Annotated in this window: 16 protein-coding genes; 10 read left to right on the forward strand and 6 right to left on the reverse strand. The window is 56.7% G+C overall.

What is annotated here, in order from left to right; translation table 11 throughout:
- Window positions 1-302: 302 nt before the first annotated feature.
- From KUV22_RS08570 to KUV22_RS08590, 5 genes are all read right to left on the reverse strand, one after another.
- Window positions 303-3,365, reverse strand: coding sequence for a TonB-dependent receptor (locus KUV22_RS08570; RefSeq protein ID WP_222230143.1), 3,063 nt, complete (start codon window positions 3,363-3,365; stop codon window positions 303-305).
- A 278-nt stretch (window positions 3,366-3,643) separates the two neighbouring features.
- A complete protein-coding gene (locus KUV22_RS08575) occupies window positions 3,644-6,421 on the reverse strand; it encodes a TonB-dependent receptor plug domain-containing protein (RefSeq protein WP_222230144.1) in 2,778 nt (925 codons plus the stop codon).
- A 345-nt stretch (window positions 6,422-6,766) separates the two neighbouring features.
- On the reverse strand, window positions 6,767-9,661 hold the full coding sequence (locus KUV22_RS08580; protein WP_261319278.1) for a TonB-dependent receptor: 2,895 nt from the start codon (window positions 9,659-9,661) through the stop codon (window positions 6,767-6,769).
- Window positions 9,662-9,795: 134 nt separating this feature from the next.
- Window positions 9,796-10,851, reverse strand: a complete 1,056-nt coding sequence (locus tag KUV22_RS08585; protein WP_222230145.1) for a FecR family protein — start codon at window positions 10,849-10,851, stop codon at window positions 9,796-9,798.
- A gap of 422 nt (window positions 10,852-11,273) precedes the next feature.
- The gene (locus tag KUV22_RS08590) at window positions 11,274-11,804 is read right to left on the reverse strand and encodes an RNA polymerase sigma factor (RefSeq protein WP_222230146.1); all 531 of its coding nucleotides are present in this window, start codon (window positions 11,802-11,804) and stop codon (window positions 11,274-11,276) included.
- 354 nt (window positions 11,805-12,158) lie between these two features.
- Here KUV22_RS08590 and dnaX point away from each other — a divergent pair, with 354 nt between their 5' ends.
- The 10 genes from dnaX to KUV22_RS08640 all read left to right on the forward strand — a co-directional run bounded on the left by dnaX (window position 12,159) and on the right by KUV22_RS08640 (window position 20,994).
- Window positions 12,159-14,351, forward strand: a complete 2,193-nt coding sequence (dnaX, locus tag KUV22_RS08595; RefSeq protein WP_222230147.1) for a DNA polymerase III subunit gamma/tau — start codon at window positions 12,159-12,161, stop codon at window positions 14,349-14,351.
- Window positions 14,352-14,422: 71 nt separating this feature from the next.
- Window positions 14,423-14,770, forward strand: a complete 348-nt coding sequence (locus KUV22_RS08600; RefSeq protein ID WP_222230453.1) for a YbaB/EbfC family nucleoid-associated protein — start codon at window positions 14,423-14,425, stop codon at window positions 14,768-14,770.
- A gap of 106 nt (window positions 14,771-14,876) precedes the next feature.
- Window positions 14,877-15,500: a recombination mediator RecR gene (recR, locus tag KUV22_RS08605; protein WP_222230148.1), complete on the forward strand. Its 624-nt coding sequence runs from the start codon at window positions 14,877-14,879 to the stop codon at window positions 15,498-15,500.
- Window positions 15,501-16,661, forward strand: coding sequence for a ribonuclease D (rnd, locus tag KUV22_RS08610; protein WP_222230149.1), 1,161 nt, complete (start codon window positions 15,501-15,503; stop codon window positions 16,659-16,661).
- Window positions 16,658-16,951, forward strand: a complete 294-nt coding sequence (locus tag KUV22_RS08615; protein ID WP_222230150.1) for a YcgL domain-containing protein — start codon at window positions 16,658-16,660, stop codon at window positions 16,949-16,951. Before rnd ends, KUV22_RS08615 begins: the two co-directional genes overlap by 4 nt.
- 30 nt (window positions 16,952-16,981) lie before the next feature.
- Window positions 16,982-17,434: a YcgN family cysteine cluster protein gene (locus KUV22_RS08620; protein WP_222230152.1), complete on the forward strand. Its 453-nt coding sequence runs from the start codon at window positions 16,982-16,984 to the stop codon at window positions 17,432-17,434.
- A gap of 121 nt (window positions 17,435-17,555) precedes the next feature.
- Entirely contained in the window at window positions 17,556-17,918 is a 363-nt protein-coding gene (locus tag KUV22_RS08625) for a hypothetical protein (RefSeq protein ID WP_224917788.1), read from the forward strand.
- 208 nt (window positions 17,919-18,126) lie between these two features.
- A complete protein-coding gene (locus KUV22_RS08630) occupies window positions 18,127-18,807 on the forward strand; it encodes a YEATS-associated helix-containing protein (protein WP_077401181.1) in 681 nt (226 codons plus the stop codon).
- Window positions 18,808-18,957: 150 nt separating this feature from the next.
- Complete coding sequence (locus tag KUV22_RS08635) at window positions 18,958-19,803, forward strand: AAA family ATPase (protein WP_222230156.1); 846 nt, start codon at window positions 18,958-18,960, stop codon at window positions 19,801-19,803.
- Window positions 19,804-19,812: 9 nt separating this feature from the next.
- Window positions 19,813-20,994, forward strand: coding sequence for a vWA domain-containing protein (locus KUV22_RS08640; protein ID WP_222230158.1), 1,182 nt, complete (start codon window positions 19,813-19,815; stop codon window positions 20,992-20,994).
- Window positions 20,995-21,157: 163 nt separating this feature from the next.
- On the opposite strand, the gene KUV22_RS08645 is transcribed toward KUV22_RS08640, so the two are convergent.
- The gene (locus KUV22_RS08645; RefSeq protein WP_261319279.1) at window positions 21,158-22,639 is read right to left on the reverse strand and encodes a peptide MFS transporter; all 1,482 of its coding nucleotides are present in this window, start codon (window positions 22,637-22,639) and stop codon (window positions 21,158-21,160) included.
- Window positions 22,640-22,847: the final 208 nt, after the last annotated feature.

Here is a 22,847-nt window from a genome sequence, read left to right on the forward strand (position 1 = left end):
GGACAGAATGTTCTTTTCATGGGAAATCCTCTCGTAAGATCGTTGGAGTAATTTGGTGTGCCACTTGGTGCGGCGAAATGCGGAATCACTACCTCCAAGTGGTCATTTCCGTTCCAGCATATACGCGGGGGATAAAGAACAGGTTCCCTAAAAAATAACAAATAGTTCGATGTTTAACTTTACGCAGTTTAGATAGGTCGTTGGTTGGCACGTTCTTCGGGGGGGTACTTGCGTGCTTCACTTGGCAATAAAAAACCCAGCCTGTTACCAGGCTGGGTTTCATTTCGGGTCACTGCTTCAAATTAGAAGGCGGTGTTGAACCCAAGGGTATACGAAGTACCCCAAGTCCAGCGACCCACCGCGGTTTCTGCCGGAGTAGGCTCCCAACCTGTAGCGTTCTCTACGAAAAGACGAACGGTAGTTTGTTCGGTCAGTTCGTAGTTGGCGCCCAGGTTGACCAGAGTGCGGCTCGGCAGTTCATCAAACGGATTGCCTGATTGGTCGATGTACTGCAGCGGGTCCGCCTGGAACACATTGCGCTCGCCGCGCGCAGCGTAGTCGAGATCCACCAAAGTGGTCAGCCTACCCAGCTGGTGACGCATGGTCAGGCGACCGCGCCAGTCAGGGTTGTCGTGCTGGCCGGTAGTATCGTTGAAGTCGAATCCGGTGTTAGAGGTCTCGTTCTTCTTCAGGTTGTACAGACTCAAATCTGCGCTGAAGTAGCCGGCATCTATTTCACCCATCAGGTTGCCGATGAACGGCATGTCGTTGATGTTGGACTCGTACGTCGCGTTGTACTGCATAGCTCGCAGGCTACGTAGCGCTGCGTTGACATATCCGGAAGTGAACGCGTTGTTAGTAGGCAGCTGGAAGTTGGAGCCACGCACAAATGTGTTACAGAAGCTATTCGGGAAGTCCGAAGCGTCGTAACAAGCGTTCATCAGGTCGGTCAGCTCAAAGCTCACGATGGCATCGGCGATGTCGATCTCAATGTAGTCCGCTGAGATTGCGAAGCCCTCGAACCAGGACGGGGTGTAGACAATGCCAATGTTGGTGCTTTCGGCATTTTCCGTTTGCAGGTTCAGGTTACCGCCGTTAAAGCCGCGTCGAGAGGCGTTCTGCGCGATACTGCTGAAGTCCGTTGGGATACCCTCGGAGGCACAGTTAGCCTGACGAATCTCCGGATTCGGGCCGCTCGCCAAGTTGCGCTCATCACAGGGGTCGGTGGCGAACTGGGCGGATTCCACTTGTGGCAGGAACAATTCCTCTACCGCTGGCGCACGCACGGTCTCCTGTATGTTACCGCGGATCATCACGTCGGCGATTGGGCGGTAGTTGATGCCAACTGCCCAAGAGTCGTCCTCACCAGAGCGACTGTTCTCCATCACCCGGTAAGAGCCTTCCATCGACAGGGAGTACAGGCCCAGCAGGCCCATATCATCGGAGATGATTGGAACGTAAGCCTCTGCATACCCATCGAGGGTGTCGTACTCACCTTTCAGGCTCGCGTCAGACAGACCCTGCAGGGAGCTGGTTCCGTCGTCGGTGAAGCCGGCGGCCTCAGTGCGATATTCAACGCCCATGGCTACACCCAGTGCACCGGCCGGCAGTTGCATGGCGTCGCCGGAAAGGTATGCGCTGAAGATCTCCTGATCGATACGGGATTGGCCAATATTGCTGTAGGTTATGTAGTCATAGGCTTCAGGTGACACTTCGCCGAACGGATTCAGCGGTGCACAGCTGCCCACGCCGCCCAGCGGATTGTCGTCGGATACCAGTCCGGAGCCCTGTGGGGTCAGGTCATCGGCGTAACCCGCTTCGTAGTTGTAGCGGCAGTCGATTTCACCGGTATTGGGGTTGATGCCTGCATCCAGCGCGGCTACGAATTTGGCATCATCAAGGCCAATGGTGGAGGAGGTAATAGTGCTCCAGCCCTTCTGGGCGGCCACGTCCCAGCTCCAGTCCTGGCCCAAGAACGTGAAGTCGCCGTCGAGGCCGAAGCGGAAGCTGGTGGTTTCGGACTCATTGGTGATCTCACGTGCGCCCAGATTGGTCCAGCCCTTTTGCATATAGAAGGTGCCAGGGCCGCCCAGTAGGTCTTCCAGTTGCTGGCGTGAGGCGTCAGTCAGGAAGGGGTTGCTGGTGTCAAACTCCAGTGCGTAGCCGAGACCGCCGAAAACACCGGAATTGTACTGCAGCGCCTGGTAGCCCGGGTTGGCCGCGCTGGAGGCGTTGGAGAAAATCTGCGAACTGAAATTGATGCTGTCTGTCAGCTGATAGCTGCCGAGAGCAACGATATTCCAGCGCTCGTAGCCTTCCTGTGCAGTGTTGGTGGCACCGAGGTCGAGGCCGTCACCGCCAGAGGCCCAAACCGAGTTTCCGGTGGGTGCGCCCGGGTCATAATTGGTGATGGCACCGCTGCCGGACGGGTCGAATTGGTAGAAGTTGCCGTCGCTCCAGGAACCGAGCCCGACGTTGGTGACGGCTACTGGCCCCGGTGTGATCAGGCCGCTGAAGGAAAGGATGCCGGCGCGAGGCGCTTTGTAAAGGCGAACCTGACCGCCAAAGACGTCGCCATTTGCATCTGCAACTTCGTCACCCGGAGCGGGGGTGAAGGAGCCCCAGTCGTCGGTGCTCAGGGAATCGACGTCACGGGACAGGATGTTGTCCATCTTGTTGTACTCGACAGCGACGGCCAGGTTGCCGCGTCCATTGTCGAAGTTGCCGCCGAACAGGCCGCGGATAGAGGTGTCGTTGCCGAGGTCGCCGCCGATGGAGCGGTTGTCGATGGACAGCTCGGCGCCCTCATAGTCTTTTTTCAGCACGTAGTTAACCACGCCGGCAACGGCGTCGGCGCCATAGACAGCGGAACCACCCACCTTGACCACCTCGACACGGTCGATCAGGGATACGGGGATGTTGTTCACATCAACCTGGGAGCCGGGGTTGCCAGCGCCACCAAATGGGGAGTTGCTCGATACAAAACGGCCACCGTTGACCAGCGTCAGGGTCCGTTGAGAGCCCAAGTCAAACAGGCTGACGGTGCGTTGGCCCACGCCTTGGGAGTTGGCAGCCGTGTTGCTAGCGATGATTGGGTTGGCTGCCGCAAATACGCCCGGGATGTCTGCCACCGCCTGTTGGGCGTTGGTGATACCACGTTCTTTCAAGTATTCGGAGTCAACTGAAGTAATAGGACGGGTGGTAACCAAGTCTGGTTTTTTGATACGCGAACCGGTGACAACAACCTCTTCTACAAGCTCGGAGTCAATTTTTTGATCTTGCTCCGTATCTTGCTGGGCAATTGCAGGCAATGCTGGAACTGCAATTGCAGCAGTGATTGCCAAGGACAGTAAGTTTTTATTCATTGTAAATCCTCTCTGATCGTTGGATTCATATTTATTGCCGGGTTTGGCGTTTACAGAAATGACTACCCCCAAGTGGTCATTTCTCTCCCAACAAAGGCTTGACGGACGAGAGGTCAACCTCCTCAAGAAAAATAAAACAAAATTTCGCAAAATGGTGTTATGGCAGGAAAGTCGGTTTTGTTCAGGGGTGGGGTGGTGAGAAATATGGCTTGAAGTGAGGGCTTACCGGCATAAAAAACCCCGCCATGAGGGCGGGGCTTGGAGGAGAGGCTAGAGCCTTAGAACTGCAGGGTAATACCGCCGTAGAAGTAACGACCGACGGTGTCGTAGCTTCTCATCAGGGTGTTCATGTCATCGTAGTTGGTGACATAGGGAGGCTGCTGGTTCCAAAGGTTGCGGATACCGCCGGTGATAGTGACACCTTCCCACTGGAAGTAGTTGAAGTTCACATCCTGATACCAGGTGTTATCAATCTGGGTGGCCAGGTCGCGTGGAGATGGATCGAAGTCGTCCACTTCACCGATCATACGAATGGTGGTGAAGGCGCTCCAGCAATCCAACTCGTAGCCCACGGTGCCGTAGAACTTCCACTCGGGGAAGGCCACGATCGCGGTGGTTACCGGGTCGGCGTAGAAGTAACCCGCCAGATCGATGGTGGGATCTTCCGAGCTGCCGCGGTATTTCCACTCATGCAGGTAGGTGGCGGTGGCGTTTACGGTCACCACACCTGGGCCTACAGGCACGCTGTAATCGAAGCCCAGGTCAACACCTGAGGTTTCGAAGGTGGCCACGTTCTGGCTGTTCAACAACTGACCGGCGATGGTCAGGTCGGAGGCGCGTCGTGTGGGTGCGCCTGCGGATGGGCTGGTGCCTACTGCCGGTGCCCCGGTGATCAGGTCACACAGGGGTGAGCTGAAGTTGGGGCTTTCATAACAGCCTTGCACGATGGTATCGGTGGTCAGGGTACCGATGGCGTCGTCAATGCTGATGTCGAAGTAGTCCAGCGTGAAGCCCATGTCATCGGTCCAGGACGGGGTCCACACGATACCCAACGTCCAGCTATCGGATTTCTCCGCTGCCAGATCGGGGTTACCGCCGAAGAGACCGGTTGCCTGAGTGGACGAAATGGTGGTGCCGGGCGCAATGCCGTCTGCAGCACAGTTAGCCCGGACATTGGGATCATCTGCTGCACCATATTCATTACACGGATCAGCATAGGACTCTGCGGACACGGTAGGCGGCAGGAACAGATCGTCCAGGCCAGGTGCGCGGAAGCCCTCAGAGTAGGTGCCGCGGAAGCGCAGTTCGTCGAGCGGCGCATATTCCAGAACCGCACCGAAGGTGGTGTCGCTACCGATGGTGTTGTAATCGGAATAGCGGAAGGAGGCCTCTACTGCGAGGACTTCGACCCAGGGTTCGCCGTCCATGATAGGGAGTCGCACTTCCCCGTAGAACTCGTCGACGCTGTAGTTACCACCCCAGGAGTCGCCACTGACAAAGTAGATCTGGCCGATTTGCGCGGCACCATCTGCAACAATTTCCACGCGCTCGGCACGGTGCTCATAGCCCACTGCCCAGGCGGGTCCTTCACTGGCCAGAGACCAGTCACCGAAGTCACCTACCAGGTTCGCTTGCAGGCTACGCAAGGTGGAGCGCTCTACTGGTGAATTGGTTACCAGAGCGTAGTTTTGCATCTCCGGAGTTAGGGTGCCTTCGGCAAAGGGGTTCCAGGCGACCTCGCCAGATGCCCCCACGGCTGCGGCACAGTCCGGGTCTTCCGCACACAGGGCGGGATCAAGCAGATTGCCAAAGCGGACGGTGTTACCGCGGCCACGGTCAATCTGGGAGTCTACCCAGCGCGCATAATTGTAGGAAAGGTCCCAGGTCCATTCATTACAGAATTCACCTTCCAGGCCGAGAACGCCACGCCAGGTGTTCAGATCCTGGGTGAATGCGCGTCCGCCGGTTTCTTCCAGACGACGACCGATATTTACCGGTTCACCGATTGGATTGTAGGGGTTGCTAACGGGTACCAGTGGGCCCCAGAAGGTACCCTCTGCAGCCAGTAGCTGATCTGAGCGGCGGTTTACAAAAGAGAGCTCGGTAAACGCGTTGATGTCGGTGAAGTCTTTCCAGTCGTACAGCTCGTAGGTGCCGTAGCCATACATGGATGCAACTTCTTGCGGGGTGATCAGGTAGCTCACTTCCGCAAAGTTATAGGCATCGGTGGCTGCGTCGAAATCGCGCACCAGACCGGTAACCGGATCTACAATCAGCTGATCAGAATTCGCGGTTGGTGAGAAACGGGCTGGCGTGGTTGTCGAGCTGCCGCCGCAAAGAACGTCACCGCCAATTTCACGCCGCGGACAATCGGAGAAGCGACGGTCGCCCTGGCCGATTCGTTCACGCTTGGTGTATTGCGCGTTGATCATTACGTGCCCTTTGTCATTGGAGGCACCCAAAGTCATTGCTGCAAGATATTCGTCACCATCGCCGTGGGTAGAAGAGCCGTACTCCGCCGTGAGCTCCGCCCCTTCAAAACCTTTTTTGGTGATGATGTTGATTACACCAGCGATCGCGTCGGAACCGTAAATGGTGGAAGCACCGTCGCGTAGAATTTCCACGCGTTCAATAACTGAAACGGGGATGGTGTTAAGGTCCACCACGCCGGTAGCGCCCGCAGACGAGCTGAGCCGGCGACCGTTCATCAGAATGAGCGTGCGGTTTGAGCCCAAACCGCGCAGCGACACGGTTGAAAGACCGGCACTACCGTTGTTCACGGAAGAGCCCAATTGACCACCTGTCATGGATGGAATGTTTTGCAGGAAATCTTCCAGCGTTGTCTGGCCCGACTGCTCCAGTGCAGCCGCATCGAATACGGTGATGGGCGTGGCGCTATTGGCATCCGTCGCACGTTGAATGCGAGAACCGGTTACAACAATTTCCTCAACCTGCGCCTGAGCATCCTGAGCAAACGAAACGGTAGAAAAGCTGGATGCGACGGCTGCAGCTGCGATTGCGCCCTTGATTGCCCGAGAAAGACGGGTTTTGTCCATGGTATACCTCTCCTGATACCGGTAATGATCGCCGAATATGGCTACGCCCTCCCTGACAACTACATACATCTATCAACAAGAGGCTTGCTATCAACCCTAGAACAATTTTTCACCGTTCAAGTCGATTCGTGAATGAAATTGCGCCTTTGGTACAGGCGTGCCAAAAGCGGCGTCAGAAGCGGGGAAAATGGCGAACGAGGTGTGCGTTCGTTGCGTGAAAGTACGGATGAGAAACGTCAGTGCGCGTGGCGCATGGAGAGTGTTTGAGAAAAATATTCCGCGTCAGAAGTGTGCAGAAAAATGGGCGAAGGAAAAATCCGCGGAGAATTTTTTGCGACGTTTGCTTTACATGTTGAAGCTGAAGGTTGTGTACCAATAGCGACCGGCAATGTCGTAAGTGCGAGCGTCAAAATTATCGTTGAATGCGGAAGCTGCAAACGGCGGAGCTTTGTCCATCAGATTATCGACGCCGATCGCAAAACGAAATCCTACGGGTACCGCGTACGCGATTTGAACGTCGTGGGTTGTCCAGCTGTGAATATCCCGGCTAACGAATTCGTTGTCGAGGGTAAAGCTTTCTTCCAGACTGTCTACGTAATGAATGGTGTAGCCGCCTTCCCAGCGTCCCCGCTGCATGTAAACTCCGGTGTTGGCTTTCCATTCCGGGAGCGAGCCGGCACCGCCACTCGCGGCGTCTACGAAGGTGCCCGTCAGGTCCTCAACAGGGCTGCCCGGCGCCAGCTGATTCAGGTAGCGGTCAATGTGGCTGCCATTCATGGACCAGCGAATGAGCCCCAGTTCTTTTGATAAATGCTGGTAGCGCATGGAAGCGTCAATGCCGCGTACTTCTCGTGCACCGATATTGAGTCTTGTGGCGACGATACGCGTGATGTCACCGCCGGCGTCGCGTTGTACGCGATCACTGAAGAGCCCGTTGTTTGCATTTTCGTTGATCAGGTATTGTGGGCTGGTGTCGATCACATCGTTCTGACGGATATCGTACAGGTCGAGGCTGGCGTGGAAGCCGGTAAAGCTGCCCGGTGTCCACACGATGCCAAGGGAGCGGTTATCCGAAGTCTCCGGCTGCAGGCCAGGATTGCCGCCAAATTCTGTCAGGTACTGAATCCGGGACTGGTCCGCTTGCCCGTTGCAGCCGGGGAGGAGGGCCGCGTCGCTATTGGTACAGGGGTCAAACAGGAATTCCTGACTTTGGTAACCAGTCTGATTCATGTCCACCAGGGTCGGTGCCTTGAAGCCAGTGGCATAACTTGCACGCACCAGAAGAGATGGCCGGGGGCGCCAGCGCAAAGCAATCTTTGGATTGGCCGTGGTGCCGAAATCGCTGTAATCCGAGTAGCGCACTGCGCCATCCAACCAAAGTCGTTCAGCGGATAGTGGAATGGAAATTTCTGCGAAGCTTTCGCCAATCAGCCGGTATCCCTTGGCAGCGCCCGAGGAGGCACCACCGATGAACGAGGAGCCCGCGGCATCAATGGAGTGGAAGCTGATTTCCTCTCTGCGTAACTCGACGCCAGCCGCAGCGAGAATGTCACCCGACGCGATTTTGCCCAGCGGACCATCGGCAATGTAAGTTACCGACGCCATTCGGCTCACACCGTCCACGTAACTGGTTGCGCGGATGTAATCCAGTTGCTGCTCGTCAATGCTTCCGGTTGCGCCGAGCAGGTTAACGGGCACACAGTCGCTGTTTTCCGCACAGATGTCCGGCCCCTTGAGAGCGCGAGAAAGGCGGAGAGGGTCGATCAGGTTGGTAAGGCGCTCACGGGCTCGGGTGTAATGCGCGGCCGCAGTTAACTCCCACTGCCAGTCGTCCATCAATCCCTTCAGGCCGGTGTTAAAACGGAAGGTGTCCGTGCCATTGTGTTGCGCGCGCGGACCCAGCTCAATCACCCGCTTGCGCACATCGAGAATATCTTCGCCGAACGGGTTGTATATGTTGTCGCTGGAAATCGTCAGATCGCCATTGTCAAAGCGGGTAAACACCGGTGTAGGTGCCATCGCAGCCTGGGAGCGGGTGCGAACGGCCATGGCTTCCGCGAACGCTTGCGTGTCGCCCTGGAGACGATGGTTGAGCGCCAGATAAACAGATTGGCGTTCCGAGGGGACTAGTGCGGAGGTGTATTCGCGGAAGTTATACAGGTCCTCCATTGTCCAGGTACGGTAGCCGTCGGCGCTATTGGTGACGACCCCATCCTCGAGGGCAATGAATCCTTGTGGTGAAGCGGCGGAGCGCAAGTCGGTACCGCCACGATTACGGTTATCCGCAGAATCCGAAATGGCGCGATCGCGGCTCAAGACTTCACCCTGACGGTAGTCCGCGAGGCTCAGCATCAGGTGTGTATCTTCGTTGCCTCCACCCCAGGTGACGCTGTAGGAACTGGTTTCCTGATCCCCGCGTTCGGCCTGGCCGTAGTAACTGTTCACGGACAGGCCGTCAAAGTCTCTACGCAGCAAGATATTCACAACCCCGGCAATGGCATCAGATCCATACACCGCGGACGCGCCGTCCTTTAATACCTCGATCCGGTCTACCGCGGAGAGGGGAATAGTATTGAGGTCCGCGGCTTCCCCGCCAAAGCCGTTGCTGACGATGCGCCGGCCGTTGATCAGCACCAGGGTGTTGCTGGCAGGCAGGCCGCGTAGTGTGACGGTGGCAGTGCCGTTGCCACCGTTGGTCACCGAAGTGCTGGTGGAGTTGCCGGACACTGCCGGCAGAAATTTCAGCAGTTCGGAGACGGTCTGGGCACCGGTGATCTCAAGCTCCGGTTGCGCCAATACATCGATCGGCGCATAGCTATCGAGCTTCAGGTAGCGCAAATGGCTACCGGTCAGGCTGCGGCCGGTGACGATAACCTCTTCTTCGGGTAAGAGGGGGTCTTCGGCCTCTTGCTGTTCGGATTTCTTCGCTTTGGCCACCACTGCCACAGCATTGGTGCCTGTGTGGGTAAATGTGAGGCCGGTTTTTGCCAGCAGCTGCTTCAAAGCAGGAGCAATACTGCCGTCGGGGGTCTCAAGGTATTGTTTCGGGACTTGAATAGAAGAAGCGCTATCCGCCTGTACTACCAGTGAAATACGGCATTGGCGGCCCAGCGATATGAGTGCTTTGGAGAGGTTGCCGGAGGGGAGTTCAACACCGGATTTCGGGCAGGCGGCAAGGCTACTCTGCGAGAGTACAAGCAGACCCGTCAGCGACAGCGTTGCCCAATGCCGGAAATTCAATGCGACTCATCCCGCCCGTATCCGGCGCGATCGGCGACCAGAAAACACAGCTTATGTTTTAGTTGATGTCGTAAATGGGCGATCGTTTAGCTTATGGCTAAAAAAAGTACGATCACCAGGGCGGGATTTATATCTTACTTATGCTTGGGAGACAAGAGAGTCAGGTTGGGATTGCTCTGGTCCTGGTCGAGGTCCAGGGCGGTCGCAATCGCAGACAGGGTGCTCTCCGGGTCGGCGAGCTCGAAGGTCCCGGACAGGGTGCGGTCACCCACTTTGGCCGCCGCCGCAGCGGGCACATCCAGGTAGCGGTTCAATTCTTCCAGTGCTTCATTAAGTGGGGTGCGGTCGAAAACCAGCTGTCCACGGGTCCAGTCCAGCGCTTCATCGGTCGAGGTACGGCTGACATCGGAGAGGCCGCTACCGGATACGCTGACCTTTTGATTGCGGGTCAATTTCACCGTTTCGGGCTGCAGGCCGCTGGCGGTACGGGCTTCACTCACCGCTACCACACCACCAGTAACGGATACCCGGGTGTTGCTGCGGTTGCGCTCAACATTGAACTGGGTGCCCAGCACGCGAATGTTGGCCTCACCAGCAGCGACCGTGAACGGTCTGGCGGTCTGGCGTGCAACGTCGAAATAAGCCTCGCCGCGCAGCAGCTGGGTGCGGCGCTCATCGCGGCTGAAAGTGACCACCAGTTCAGAGTTTGTATTCAGTTGTACTTGCGAGCCATCCGCCAGTGACACGGTACGCGTCTCACCAACGGCAGTTGCATAAACCTGTTGCGATGCCGGGGCTTGCTGCAGCCACTGATTGCCCACCCAGAGTGCAACGGTCAGGCAGGCGGCAACTGCGCCACCACCGAGTAACCATTGGGGCAGGTTCCAGCCGCTCGTAGAGGCAGAGGCTGACTTGCGAGAGGATTGAGTGCTTGCGGCGGCGGACTGATTGGTCGGCACACTCTCCGGATAGAGTTCATTCAGTGGCATGTGTGAAAAGGCGCCGAGGTCGCCCCACAGCTCAGCCATTTCATCAAAGGCCTGACGGTTGGCGGAATCGTCGGACATCCAGCTGGCAAAGGCACGTCGATCAGCATCGCTGATCGAATCGGAACGCAAGCGAGCGATCCAGGCGCAAGCCTGATCGAGCTGATCTTCCGTTGGTCCTTTTTGTACTTCCTGGAGGTTCACCGCACTAATACCTTTTCCCCGATCTATGAATCGGGCTGACTGTCAGAGTTGTCTTTTGAGCAAATGGTGACTAATAAGTTCCATTTCCGTCTCGCCGCACCAATTTGGTGCTAAAGTTTGGCGCCCAAAGCAACGTGCCTGTTCGTTCTGCGCAATTTTTACGATAAAACGCCGCAAAATTTAGCATATTTTGAACGATTGGTCCGTTCTTTTTCACATGGATGCCCGTGTATACCAGTAAGACGGACTACAGCCCCTTGCCCTCAATACTTTTTTATGTTTTTGCTGCACGGCGGTGCGTTATTGCATGCCATGCTCCAAGCTTGTTCAAAGGTAGACCAAGTCGCAACCAATGTGCGATTAGTGGAGGGGGCATGTGCGATGAGTGGATAAAGTGCTCGGCCGGGGGCGCGCCCTCAGCCTCAGCGCATACCACCGGTCTTTTGTCGACAGACTTTCAGTGCCTGCAGAATGTACTTCTCCACACTGCTGACGGAGATGTTCATTTCCTGAGCAATGTCTGAGTAGGACAGGCCGCGATTGCGGTGCAGCAGGAATGCCTGGCGGCATTTGAGTGGCAGGCTGTCCATGGCCTGGTGGATCGCCTGTAGTTGCTGTCTTGCTGCCAGCACCCGCTCCGGCGATTGGTCAAAGCCGTACTCATCATCGGTGGGGGTGGCGCCCTCAGGGGGTAATTGCTGGCTTACATAGTCGATATGCAGTTTGCCGCGGCGCAGCTGGTCCACGGCCAGGTTGTTGGCAATCTGGAAGAGGTAGGCCCGGGGGTTGTCGAGATCTTTCTCGTCGCTGAGCTTCTGCAGCCGCAAGTAGGCGTTCTGGGCAATATCCTCGGCATCTTCGGTACTTCGCACAATACGCGTGACAAAGCGCACCAGCGCCTGGCCGTGATCGGCAAAAAGAGATTCCAGAAGTGTCTTCCGGGCTTTGCTCATTGGTGGACGGATTCCCCGTGTCGCGCTCGTTATGATTGTTATAAGGCCAACCATGTCAGTTATAACACAGCTGGATAACGATCGACGAGTGGTCGTTTTGGCAAGATAAAGTGACTGAACTTATCAAAATGGTTCTTTTTGGTGCGTCCAGTGGCCGGTTTGATCGTCTTCAGTGGACGCCAGATCGACAAATCGAGTGACCGCGGGCACATACCTATTCCTGCGCGTCGATGCCGGTATAATGGCGGACTTCTCAAATTTCAATGCCAGCTAGGCCGGGAGTACCCCGGATCAGTGGGCAGATATCGACTAAAAGGTGGCGCCCATGTCAACTGGGGCCACGGCGGAGAGCGAATGAGTTACCAAGTACTGGCACGAAAATGGCGGCCGCGGCTGTTTCGGGAAATGGTGGGCCAGGAGCACGTGCTTCAGGCGCTGATCAATGCCCTGGATAACAACCGCCTGCATCACGCCTACTTATTTGCCGGTACTCGCGGGGTGGGTAAAACTACCATTGCACGGATTCTTGCCAAATGTCTGAACTGCGAAACGGGCGTGAGCTCCGAGCCCTGCGGTCAGTGCTCTGTCTGTACCGAAATCGCCGACGGGCGCTTTGTCGACCTGATTGAGGTGGATGCCGCCTCCCGCACCAAGGTCGAGGACACCCGCGAGCTTCTGGAGAACGTGCAGTATGCGCCGACCCGGGGCCGCTACAAGGTGTACCTGATCGATGAGGTGCACATGTTGTCCAATAGCTCGTTTAACGCGCTGCTGAAAACCCTGGAAGAGCCGCCTCCCCACGTCAAATTCCTGCTCGCCACCACCGACCCGCAGAAACTGCCGGTGACGGTGCTATCGCGCTGTTTGCAGTTCAACCTCAAGAATATGAGCCCGGAGCGGGTGGTTGAGCACCTGCGCTTCGTACTGGAAAAAGAGCTGGTGCCGTTTGAAGAACAGGCACTGTGGCATTTGGGCCGGGCGGCCGATGGCAGTATGCGCGACGCCATGAGCCTGACCGATCAGGCCATTGCCTTCGGCGGCGGCAAGATCAGTGAAGCAGAAGTGCGAGCCATGCTCGGCACCCTCGACAGTACCCTGGTGTGGAAACTGGTGCAGGCTCTGTCCGACGAGAACCCGTCCGCATTGTTCGATACCGTTGGCGAGCTTTCCGAACAGGCACCGGATTACAGCGCAGCGCTGGCTGAGCTGGCCTCCATTCTGCACCGTATTGCCATTGCCCAGGTGCTGCCGGAATCCATCGACAACGCCCTTGGCGATGCCGAGTTGCTGCAGCATCACGCGGCGGCAATGGCCGGCGAAAATGTGCAGTTGTTTTATCAGATGGCGTTGCTCGCACGCCGGGACCTGCCTATGGCGCCGGACCCGCGCGGTGGCTTTGAAATGGCGCTGCTGCGAATGCTCGCATTCAAACCGCAGGGCGTTGCCCATATCCCGACCGCTCCGCTTGCAGGTGCAGGGGCCAGTGCGCAATCGGCACCCCAGCAGACTTCGGTTCAGCCTTCGCCACAGCCCATTGTTCCGACTCAGGAAGCGCCCGCAGAGCCAGCGCCGCAACCTTCTCAGCAACCACCGGTGGCAGAGAAGGTGCCGCCCGTTGTGCAATCACAACCAGAAGCGCCAGCGACTTCACCACAGCCCTTTGAGGCTGCAGCCGAAGCGCCCACTGCGCAGCCCCCGGTGGATGATGCTCCCCCCTGGGATGTGGAGCCCCAGTCGGCATCTGGTTCCGAGGAGGTAGTGAATGATGCGGGAAAAAAGCCCGCCCCTGAATTCACCCCGGAGCCTCAGACGAGTGCGCCGGTAACCGAACCTGCGCACCAACCGGCACCCGAGCCCGCGGTGCAGGTGTCGCAGCCACCGATCAACCAGGCAGTAGCCGAACTGCCAGCTCAGTCCAATGTGTCAGAAGCCATTGTAGCCGAGCAACCGGTTGCCGCAGCGACTCAGGCAATTCAGCCGGAAGCAGCGCCGGATGAGCGCACGGCAATGCGTGAGCGACTGCGTCAGCAGGTAGCGGAGGTGCAATCCGCGCCGCCCCAGCAAGTTGTGCAGTCAGAGACTCCGGACCCGGCGGCAACTGCAGGTGTGCCTGAGCAGCAAGCCTCGCAACAGGCGCAGACGCCCGCTGCACGCCTGGAGGCTCTGACTCCCGGTAGTTGGCCCGCCATGTACCCGCAAATGGGGGTGACCGGTATCCTGCACTCCATTGCCGCCAACCTGGAGTTACTGGGACGGCAGGACAATATACTTTCCTTTACCCTGGACCAGACGCGCAGCAGTTTGTACGACGAGGGCCATCAGCGCCGCCTCGCGGATGTACTGGGTGACTTTTTCGGTCAGCCAGTCACGGTGCAGATTCAGGTAGGCGATGTGTACGGTGGCACCCCCGCGCAATTGATTGCGGCAACCAAAGAAGCACAGCTGTTATCTGCCCGTGACTCGCTGAATCAGGATCCGCTGGTGCAGGAGCTTCAATCGGAGCTGGGTGCACAGCTGGTGCCAGACTCGGTCGAATATCTGGGTTAAATGCAGCTCGGTAAAAGTGACCGGGTTAGAAACGAATTAATGAAGTAAATGGAAAATAGGTAATTGCCATGATGAAAGGTTTCGGCGATTTAATGCAGCAGGCGCAGAAAATGCAGGCCGACATGCAGGAGCGCATGGAAAAAATGCAGAAAGATCTGGGCGACCTGCGGGTAACCGGGGAGTCCGGAGCCGGCATGATCAAGGTGACCATGAACGGCCGCCACGATGTGGTGGATGTGAATATCGATGCCAGCCTGATGAGCGAAGACAAGGAAATGCTCGAAGATCTGCTGGCGGCGGCGGTGAACGATACCGTTCGTCGTGTTGAAGAAGCGGTACAGAAAGTGCAGAAAGAGCAGATGGGTAACCTCGGTGCGGGCATGAATCTGCCGGAAGGTTTCAAGTTTCCATTTGGCTGATTGCGCAGGTTGACCACATATCTGGCCAAGTATTTAACACCGGTTTTCGTTTTCCCAAATTTTTGCGGGGCCCAGCGTGGGCCCTTTTTACGTTTAAACAAGAAATATGTTCAGTCCCCTGATTGAAGACCTGATTCGCGCACTACGCTGCCTGCCCGGGGTTGGACCCAAGTCCGCTCAGCGCATGGCTATGTATCTGCTGGAAAAAGACCGCGACGCGGCGGGTCTGCTCGCCAGTTCGTTACAGCAGGCGGTAGAAAAAGTCGGCCGCTGCAGCCGTTGTCGCACCCTGACCGAGCAGGAAATTTGTGCCCTGTGCAACAACACACGCCGCGACCATTCTCTGTTGTGTGTGGTGGAAACACCGGCGGATGTACTGGCAATTGAGCAGGCGGGCAACTATCACGGCCTGTACTTTGTATTGCACGGTCACCTGTCACCCATTGATGGCGTCGGTCCTGCGGATATTGGCTTGGATGTACTCGGCGAACGCCTGAGCGAAAAGCAAAGCAGTGACGAGGGCGCGGAGCAACCGAAGATTCGCGAACTGATTATTGCTACCAACCCAACCGTGGAAGGCGAGGCCACCGCGCAATTTATTGCGGAGCGTGCGCGGGCCAAAGGGGTGGCAGTCAGTCGCATCGCCCACGGTGTTCCCATTGGTGGTGAGCTGGAATACATCGATGGCGGCACTTTGGCGCACGCCTTCAACAGTCGGACGGTGCTGTAAATGGCGGATTTATTTAACGCTGAATCATTCACTGCGGAAAATAAGCAGCTGGTTGATGTCACTCCGATCTGGATTGACAGCGACGAGCAGTTGGCGGAATTGTGCGCGCGCTGGCGCACCCAGAGTGCTATTGCGCTGGATACCGAGTTCATGCGCAGCCGCACTTTTTATCCACAGCCGGCACTGGTGCAGGTGGGCGACGGTAAACACTGTTACCTGATCGATAATCTGGCCATTACCAATCTGGGGCCACTGAAGGAATTGCTGCAAGACACACGCGTGATCAAAATCATGCATTCCTGCAGCGAGGACCTGGAAACGCTGGAGCGTTTGCTCGGCGTTATTCCCGACCCGATTTTTGATACCCAAATCGCCGCGGCAATCAGCGGTATGGGCGCGGGGTTGGGGTATGCAGCAACCGTTAGCCAGCTGCTGCAGATCGATTTGCCGAAAAGTGAAACCCGCTCAGACTGGCTGCAGCGCCCGCTCAGCGATTCGCAAAAAAACTATGCCGCGCTGGATGTGGCCTGGTTGCCGCTGGTGTACGGCATATTGGTAAAACGCTTGCGCGAGCAGGAACGTATCGATTGGCTTTGGGAAGATTGCACGGCCATGGTAGCCGCGGCGCGCCAGCCTGAGTCTCCTGAACTTTACTACTGCAAGGTAAAGGGTGCTTGGCGGCTGCGCCAGAACCAGCTTGCGGTGTTGCAGGACCTTTGTGCCTGGCGTGAGCGTGAAGCGCGCGTGAGAGATATGCCGCGCAACCACCTGATCAAAGAAAATGTCTGCATGGCACTCGCCCAGCATATGCCCAAGTACCTGGCGACGCTGGCGCAACCGGGGCTCGAAGGAAAGACCTTGCGGCGTTATGGCGAGAAATTGCTGGAAATCATTGCTGGTGCGGCCGAACGCGAGGACCTTCCTGCTCGACTGCCGCAGCCTCTCAACCGCGAGCAGGGTGAAGTCCTGAAGCTGCTGCGTAAAAAGGTTACCGAGCTGGCGGAAATGGCGGGGCTGCCACCCGAAATTCTGGTGCGTAAAAAAGAACTGGAAGTACTAGTACAGGCCCAGCAGCCAACATTGGAAGGGCGCCTTGTAGGTTGGCGCCGCGCGGTAGTAGGCGAACCACTACTGCAAGAATTGAAAGAGTTAAAAGTATGAGTAAGCTCCTGTGTGATATTTACCGCAGCCCGCGGGAACAGGAAATGTATCTGTATGTGCAAAAGCAGGAGGGGCTGGCGCGTGTACCCGATAAGCTGCAGGAACTGTTCGGCGAGCCGGTGCATGTCACTACCCTGATTCTGACCCCGGAGCGCACCCTGGCGCGTGCTGAAGCAGAGACCGTTATCAAGCAGTTGCAGGAGCAAGGCTTCTATCTGCAAATGCCGCCGGTAGTGGACGATGAAATGCGGGCGATTGCTGCGCAAAACAGCAAACTGTCTCGCGGCTGATTATTTTTTAACGGTGGCGAGGTAGCGATTGTGGTAAGTCAGCGGCCGTTCTGGCAACGAAAGTCCCTGGCGGAAATGACCGACGCCGAGTGGGAGTCGTTGTGCGATGGTTGCGGGCGTTGCTGTCTCCATCGGCTGCAGGATGAAGAGACCGGCGAAGTTGCCACGACCTGTGTATCCTGCAAGTTGTTGGATAGCCACAGTTGTCGTTGCACTGATTATCCTAACCGCATGCAACAGGTGCCCGGCTGTACCCAGTTGACACCGCAGCGCGCGGTGGATTTTACCTGGTTGCCTGCAACCTGCGCCTACCGGATCCTCGCTGCAGGGGGCGATTTACCGGAGTGGCATCCGCTGGTTTCCGGTGATCCCGAGTCGGTACATCGCGCGGGTATCTCGGTGCGTGACAAAGTCATCAGCGAAACCGATGTAGATGTGGAAGACTACGAGGAATATATCGTTACCTGGGTCGGTGATGAGTAGGCCGGTAATGAATCGGCCAGATATGAATCGCGCGATCAAAAATTTTTAGCGTGTGCCTGTGACTGGGCGAACCAGTTTCGAGGCGCAACGTGTTGGAAGCAATAAAAAGAGCAGAGAAATAGTGGAAGAGTTCAAATTAGCCTGGGCCGTGTATACCGCAGGCGTCATTGTTTTACTGGCGGCGGGCTGGTGGTTTATGCGTAACTGGGGGTGGTCCTGGGTACGCAACCTGATTTTGCTGGAGGCGGCAACCGTGTTGTTGGTACCCGCCCGTGGTGCAATGGCAGATGGCCCGCTGGTGCCAGTATTGCCGCTGTTTGTTTATCAGACCCTATTTGAGGAAGAGGGCGCCACGCCGGAAGTTTCCGCCAGCCTGGTTTTTGCCGCCGCCGGTGCTTTCGCCGTGATGCTGATCGTCGGAATAATCAAGCTGATGTTGCGCCGTCGCAAAGATCGCCCCATGACGGAAAGTGACCAGTACTGACGTCGTATATCCAAATGCGTGCGCCAGTCCGCGACAAAGGCGGTTACTGGCGCACAGATCCTCTTTCCCTTTGGTTCGCCTGAGCCGTCCCCGCTGCTAGCTGCTATATCTACTTAAGCCCGTCGTAAAACAGCTAATCAAAACGTTCTTAACAATCACAAGAAGTGCCTGTCGTGGCGTTTACTGTGCATGGAATGAAGGGACAGGGATGCTCGATCACCTCCTTATATTGACCGCCGTTATGCTGGTCTCCGGAATCCTCGGGGGTCTGGTCAATTACTACCAGATGTTGTTCACAGAAGAGGATCCTGCGGGTCTGGCACGCTGCCTGATCATGGGCCTGTGCGGCGCATTAATGGTGCCGATTTTCCTGAAATTCACCCAGAGCGACCTGCTGATCGAAATTCAGGGTGACCCTTCCCGCCTGCTGATTTTTACCGGCTACTGCCTGCTCGCCGCCATCGCTTCGCGCATGTTTGTGTTCAATGCTGCACGGCGCCAGCTGCGGGATGCCAGTATTGCCCGTGCCCGTGTGGAAAACCTCGAGCAGGAAATTCGCGCCATGCAGCTCGAAATCATGCCACTGCTGGAGCATGAAATCGAAGGCGACCCGGATCAGGGGCCGACCCTGGACTTTAACCAGATTCGCAAGCTCGACGACAATGCGCTGCACGTGCTGAACCTGCTCAACAGCGGCGAGTGCGTATTCCGTTCGCTGGCGGGTATGGTGCAGGAGGGCAATATGGAGACCAATTCCGTCGCCCGCGCCCTGAACAGCCTGCTGGTGCTCGAAATGGTGGGCAAAATCCATAGCCATCTGGGCATTCGCTGGTATATCACCGACAAGGGGCGCCAGGTGGTGCGCCGACGTCGCACCGAGGCCGCCTGAATAGCCCGTTTCTGACTGGCTTCTTGATTCTGGTCGCGCTTTGCCCGGGCGCGGCCGCTGCTGTCATCCATTCTGACCGATTCCGCCTTTGGCCCCCTGTGGGCTTCCTTTACCATGGATACTTACGATTCTCAGGCTTTCGGAGTACACATGAAATTCACCGGTACCGATAACTACGTGGCCACAGACGACCTGCAGATGGCGGTCGATGCGGCGGTAACCCTGCAGCGCCCGCTGCTGATCAAGGGCGAGCCAGGCACCGGTAAGACCCTGCTGGCGGAAGAGGTGGCCAGCAGCCTGGGCCTCAAACTGATTCAGTGGCACATCAAGTCCACCACCAAGGCGCAGCAGGGCCTGTATGAATACGACGCGGTATCGCGTTTGCGGGACTCCCAGCTGGGCGTGGACCGGGTTCACGACATCGGCAACTACATCAAGAAGGGCAAGCTGTGGGAGGCCTTTGAGGCCGACGAGCGCGTGGTACTGCTGATTGATGAAATTGATAAAGCGGATATCGAATTCCCCAATGACCTGCTGGTGGAAATCGACCGTATGCAATTCTTTGTATACGAAACCGGCGAGACGATCACCGCCAAGCAACGCCCGATCGTCATTATTACCTCCAACAACGAGAAAGAACTGCCGGATGCATTTCTGCGCCGCTGCTTTTTCCACTACATCAGCTTTCCCGATCGCGCGACCATGCAAAAAATCGTGGATGTGCACTACCCGGATATCAAGCAGCAGCTGGTTGCCGAGGCAATGGATGTATTTTTCCAGATTCGCGACGTCCCGGGCCTGAAGAAAAAGCCTTCCACGTCCGAGCTGATCGACTGGCTGAAGCTGTTGATGGCCGACGATATTTCTGAAGATGTACTGAAAAACCGCGATGGCAGTTCGGCAATTCCGCCGTTGTACGGCGCGCTGCTTAAAAACGAGCAGGACGTGCATATGCTTGAACGGCTGGCATTTATGGCACGCCGCGAAGGGCGCTAGACCGCAACCATGCTCATCGGATTCTTTTTAAATCTCCGTCGCCACCAGCTCCCGGTGTCCATCACCGAGCTGCTTTCGCTGCTGGAAGCACTCCAGCAGCGTCTGGTGTATGCCAACCTCGATGATTTCTACTTTCTTGCCCGTACCTGTCTGGTAAAAGACGAAAAGCACTTCGACAAATTTGACCGCGCCTTTGCCGCCTACTTCAAAGATCTGGAGTCCCTCGACGATATTCTGGAACAGATGATTCCGGAGGACTGGCTGCGCGCGGAGTTTATGAAGCAGCTCAGCGACGAAGAAAAGGCCAAAATCGAGTCCATGGGTGGGCTCGAGAAGATGCTGGAAGAATTCAAGAAGCGCCTTGAAGAACAGAAAAAACGGCACAGCGGCGGTAACAAGTGGATAGGTACCGGTGGTACCAGTCCTTTTGGTAATAGCGGCTATCACCCGGGTGGCATTCGCGTGGGTGGTCAGAGTCGTAATAAGTCCGCATCCAAGGTGTGGGAAAAACGTCAGTTCCGCAATCTGGATGACAGTGTCAGCTTGGGCACGCGCAATATTCAGGTGGCGTTGCGCAAACTGCGCAAATTCGCCCGCAGTGGTGCCGCGGAAGAGCTGGACCTGGACAGCACCATTAGCTCAACCGCGCGCAATGCCGGCCTGCTGGATATTCAGATGGTGCCCGAGCGTCACAACGCGGTAAAGGTGCTGATCTTTTTTGATGTGGGGGGTTCTATGGATCCCTACGTCAAACAGTGCGAAGAACTTTTTTCAGCCTGCCGCAGTGAGTTCAAACATCTCGAATACTTTTATTTCCACAATTTTGTGTATGAACATGTGTGGAAAGACAATCAGCGCCGCTATTCAGAATCCACACCGCTGGTAGAAGTACTGCGTACTTACGGAAAGGATTACAAAGTGATTTTTGTGGGCGACGCGGCAATGGCCCCCTACGAGATCACCAGTCGTTACGGCAGCGTTGAGCATATGAACGAGGAACCCGGTGCGGCCTGGATGCAGCGGGTCACCGATACCTACGAAAAACTTGTATGGCTCAACCCCACCGGTGAGGAGTACTGGCAGTACACCGCCAGCACCGCTATGACCCAGAAACTGGTTAACGGCCAGATGTACCCGATGACCATTGAGGGTTTGGATAGGGCGATTGCCTATCTGGTAAAAGGGCGTTAATCGAAGTAATTACGGTTGACTGAAGGCGAAGTGCTGGGTGGAAGTTTTCGGGAGCGTCGGCGACAGGGATGTCGCCGACGCAGCGTACAGGGACGTATTTACAGCGGTCCCGAAAACTTCCACCCAGTGCTTTGCCGCCACCGTAGAAGTTTCCGGATTGAGGTTACTCACCAAACTTTTTTTGCGGCGCCACATCGTGGTCCGCAGTAATACCAATTTCTTCCTTGGTGGTCTCATTCACTTTCGTGTGCTCTTCTTCCGCACCGTGCATCCAGTCCACCAATTTTTCGCGGATAAAGAACAGTATGATCCCGGCGGTAATCGCCGCAATGGCGACGCCACCGAAGGTCGCCAGCGGGCCGGTTTCACCAACCAGCTTGCCGATCTCTGCCGCACCTTTGTTGGCAATGCCGATAAAGGCGAACCACAAACCCATCATCAGGCTCAGGTAGCGCAGTGGCGACAGCTTCGTCACCATGGACAAGCCGATGGGCGACAGGCACAACTCGCCAATGGTGTGGCAAATGTAGGCCACTACCAGCCACCAGGGGCTCGCTTTTGCAGTTTCTGAATCGCCGATCTGCAACGCCGCACCCACCATGGAAATGAAGCCGAGGCCGAGGAAGATAAGACCAAGGCTGAATTTTGCCGGCGAAGAGGGTTCGCGGGAGCCGAGCCCTACCCAGATACTTGCCACCACCGGTGCAAGGATGATGATAAACAGCGGGTTTACCATCTGCAGCCAACTTGCAGGGATTTCAAAACCGAAAATATGCAGGTCGGTATTGTATTTGGCGAACAGGTTCATCGAGCCGGCAGCCTGCTCAAAGCCGGCCCAGAAAATAACGGTGAATAGACCCAGAATTAGAATCACCTTGATACGGTCGCGCTCCTCCGGGGTGAGTGGGCGCTTCTTCTCTTCGTCATCCAAATTGGGCTTCAAGCCGAGCTTGGCGGAAGGCTGGTTACCGATTTCGCCGAGCAATTTATCCGACTGGGTGGCCTGCAGGATCAGGCCCAGCAGCATGCCGAGACCGGCGCAGAAGAAGGCCAGCTGGTAGTCCACTTTCTCGCCGATCCAGCCGATGACCAGATAGCCGAGGATAGAACCCAGGTTGATACCCATATAGAAAATGGTGAATGCGGTATCCCGGCGCTTGTCGCCTTCCTCGTAGAGGTCGCCCACCATGGTGGAAATGTTGGGCTTGAAGAAGCCGTTGCCGACGATCATCAGTGCCAGGCCGAGCCACAGCATATAGATCTCGGTGCCGTCCGGCAGCCAGCTGTGGGGGAAGCCCAGCGCAAATTGCCCGAGCATCATCAGCACACCGCCAAACATAATGCAGCGCCGCTGGCCCCATTTGTTGTCGGCCATCCAGCCGCCAATGATGGGGGTCAGGTACACCAGCATCGCGTACCAGCCCAGATAGCTGAGTGCCTTGGACTGCAACTCTGACTGTGACAGCGCTTCCCAGCCGAATACGGCCGCCGTGGTCGCCGAGGTCAGGTAAAACACGAAGATGCCACGCATACCGTAGTAGCTGAGGCGTTCCCACATCTCGGTGCCAAACAGAAGGTATAACCCCTTTGGGTGTCCCATCATCTCCCCGGCACTGGCTGGGGGTCTCGGCTTGAGGTCTTGCATGGAGGCTCCTCGAAGTGGCCGCGGGTGTGCGGCGAGCTTGTCTGCACAGTGATCGTGCGCGGTGGTATTACGCGCCTTTCGCTTGAGTATAGGACAGGCACAGCGGGCGCAATTCTAGGGAGAGCCTGTGGGAGCCCCCAGCGGGTATCCACGGGGTATAATGTCCCGCTTGCCAATCGGGCCGCCCTCAGGGCCTGAACCAACAGTC

The sequence above is a fragment of the Microbulbifer agarilyticus genome, from assembly GCF_019800665.1.
Classification (GTDB): domain Bacteria; phylum Pseudomonadota; class Gammaproteobacteria; order Pseudomonadales; family Cellvibrionaceae; genus Microbulbifer; species Microbulbifer agarilyticus_C.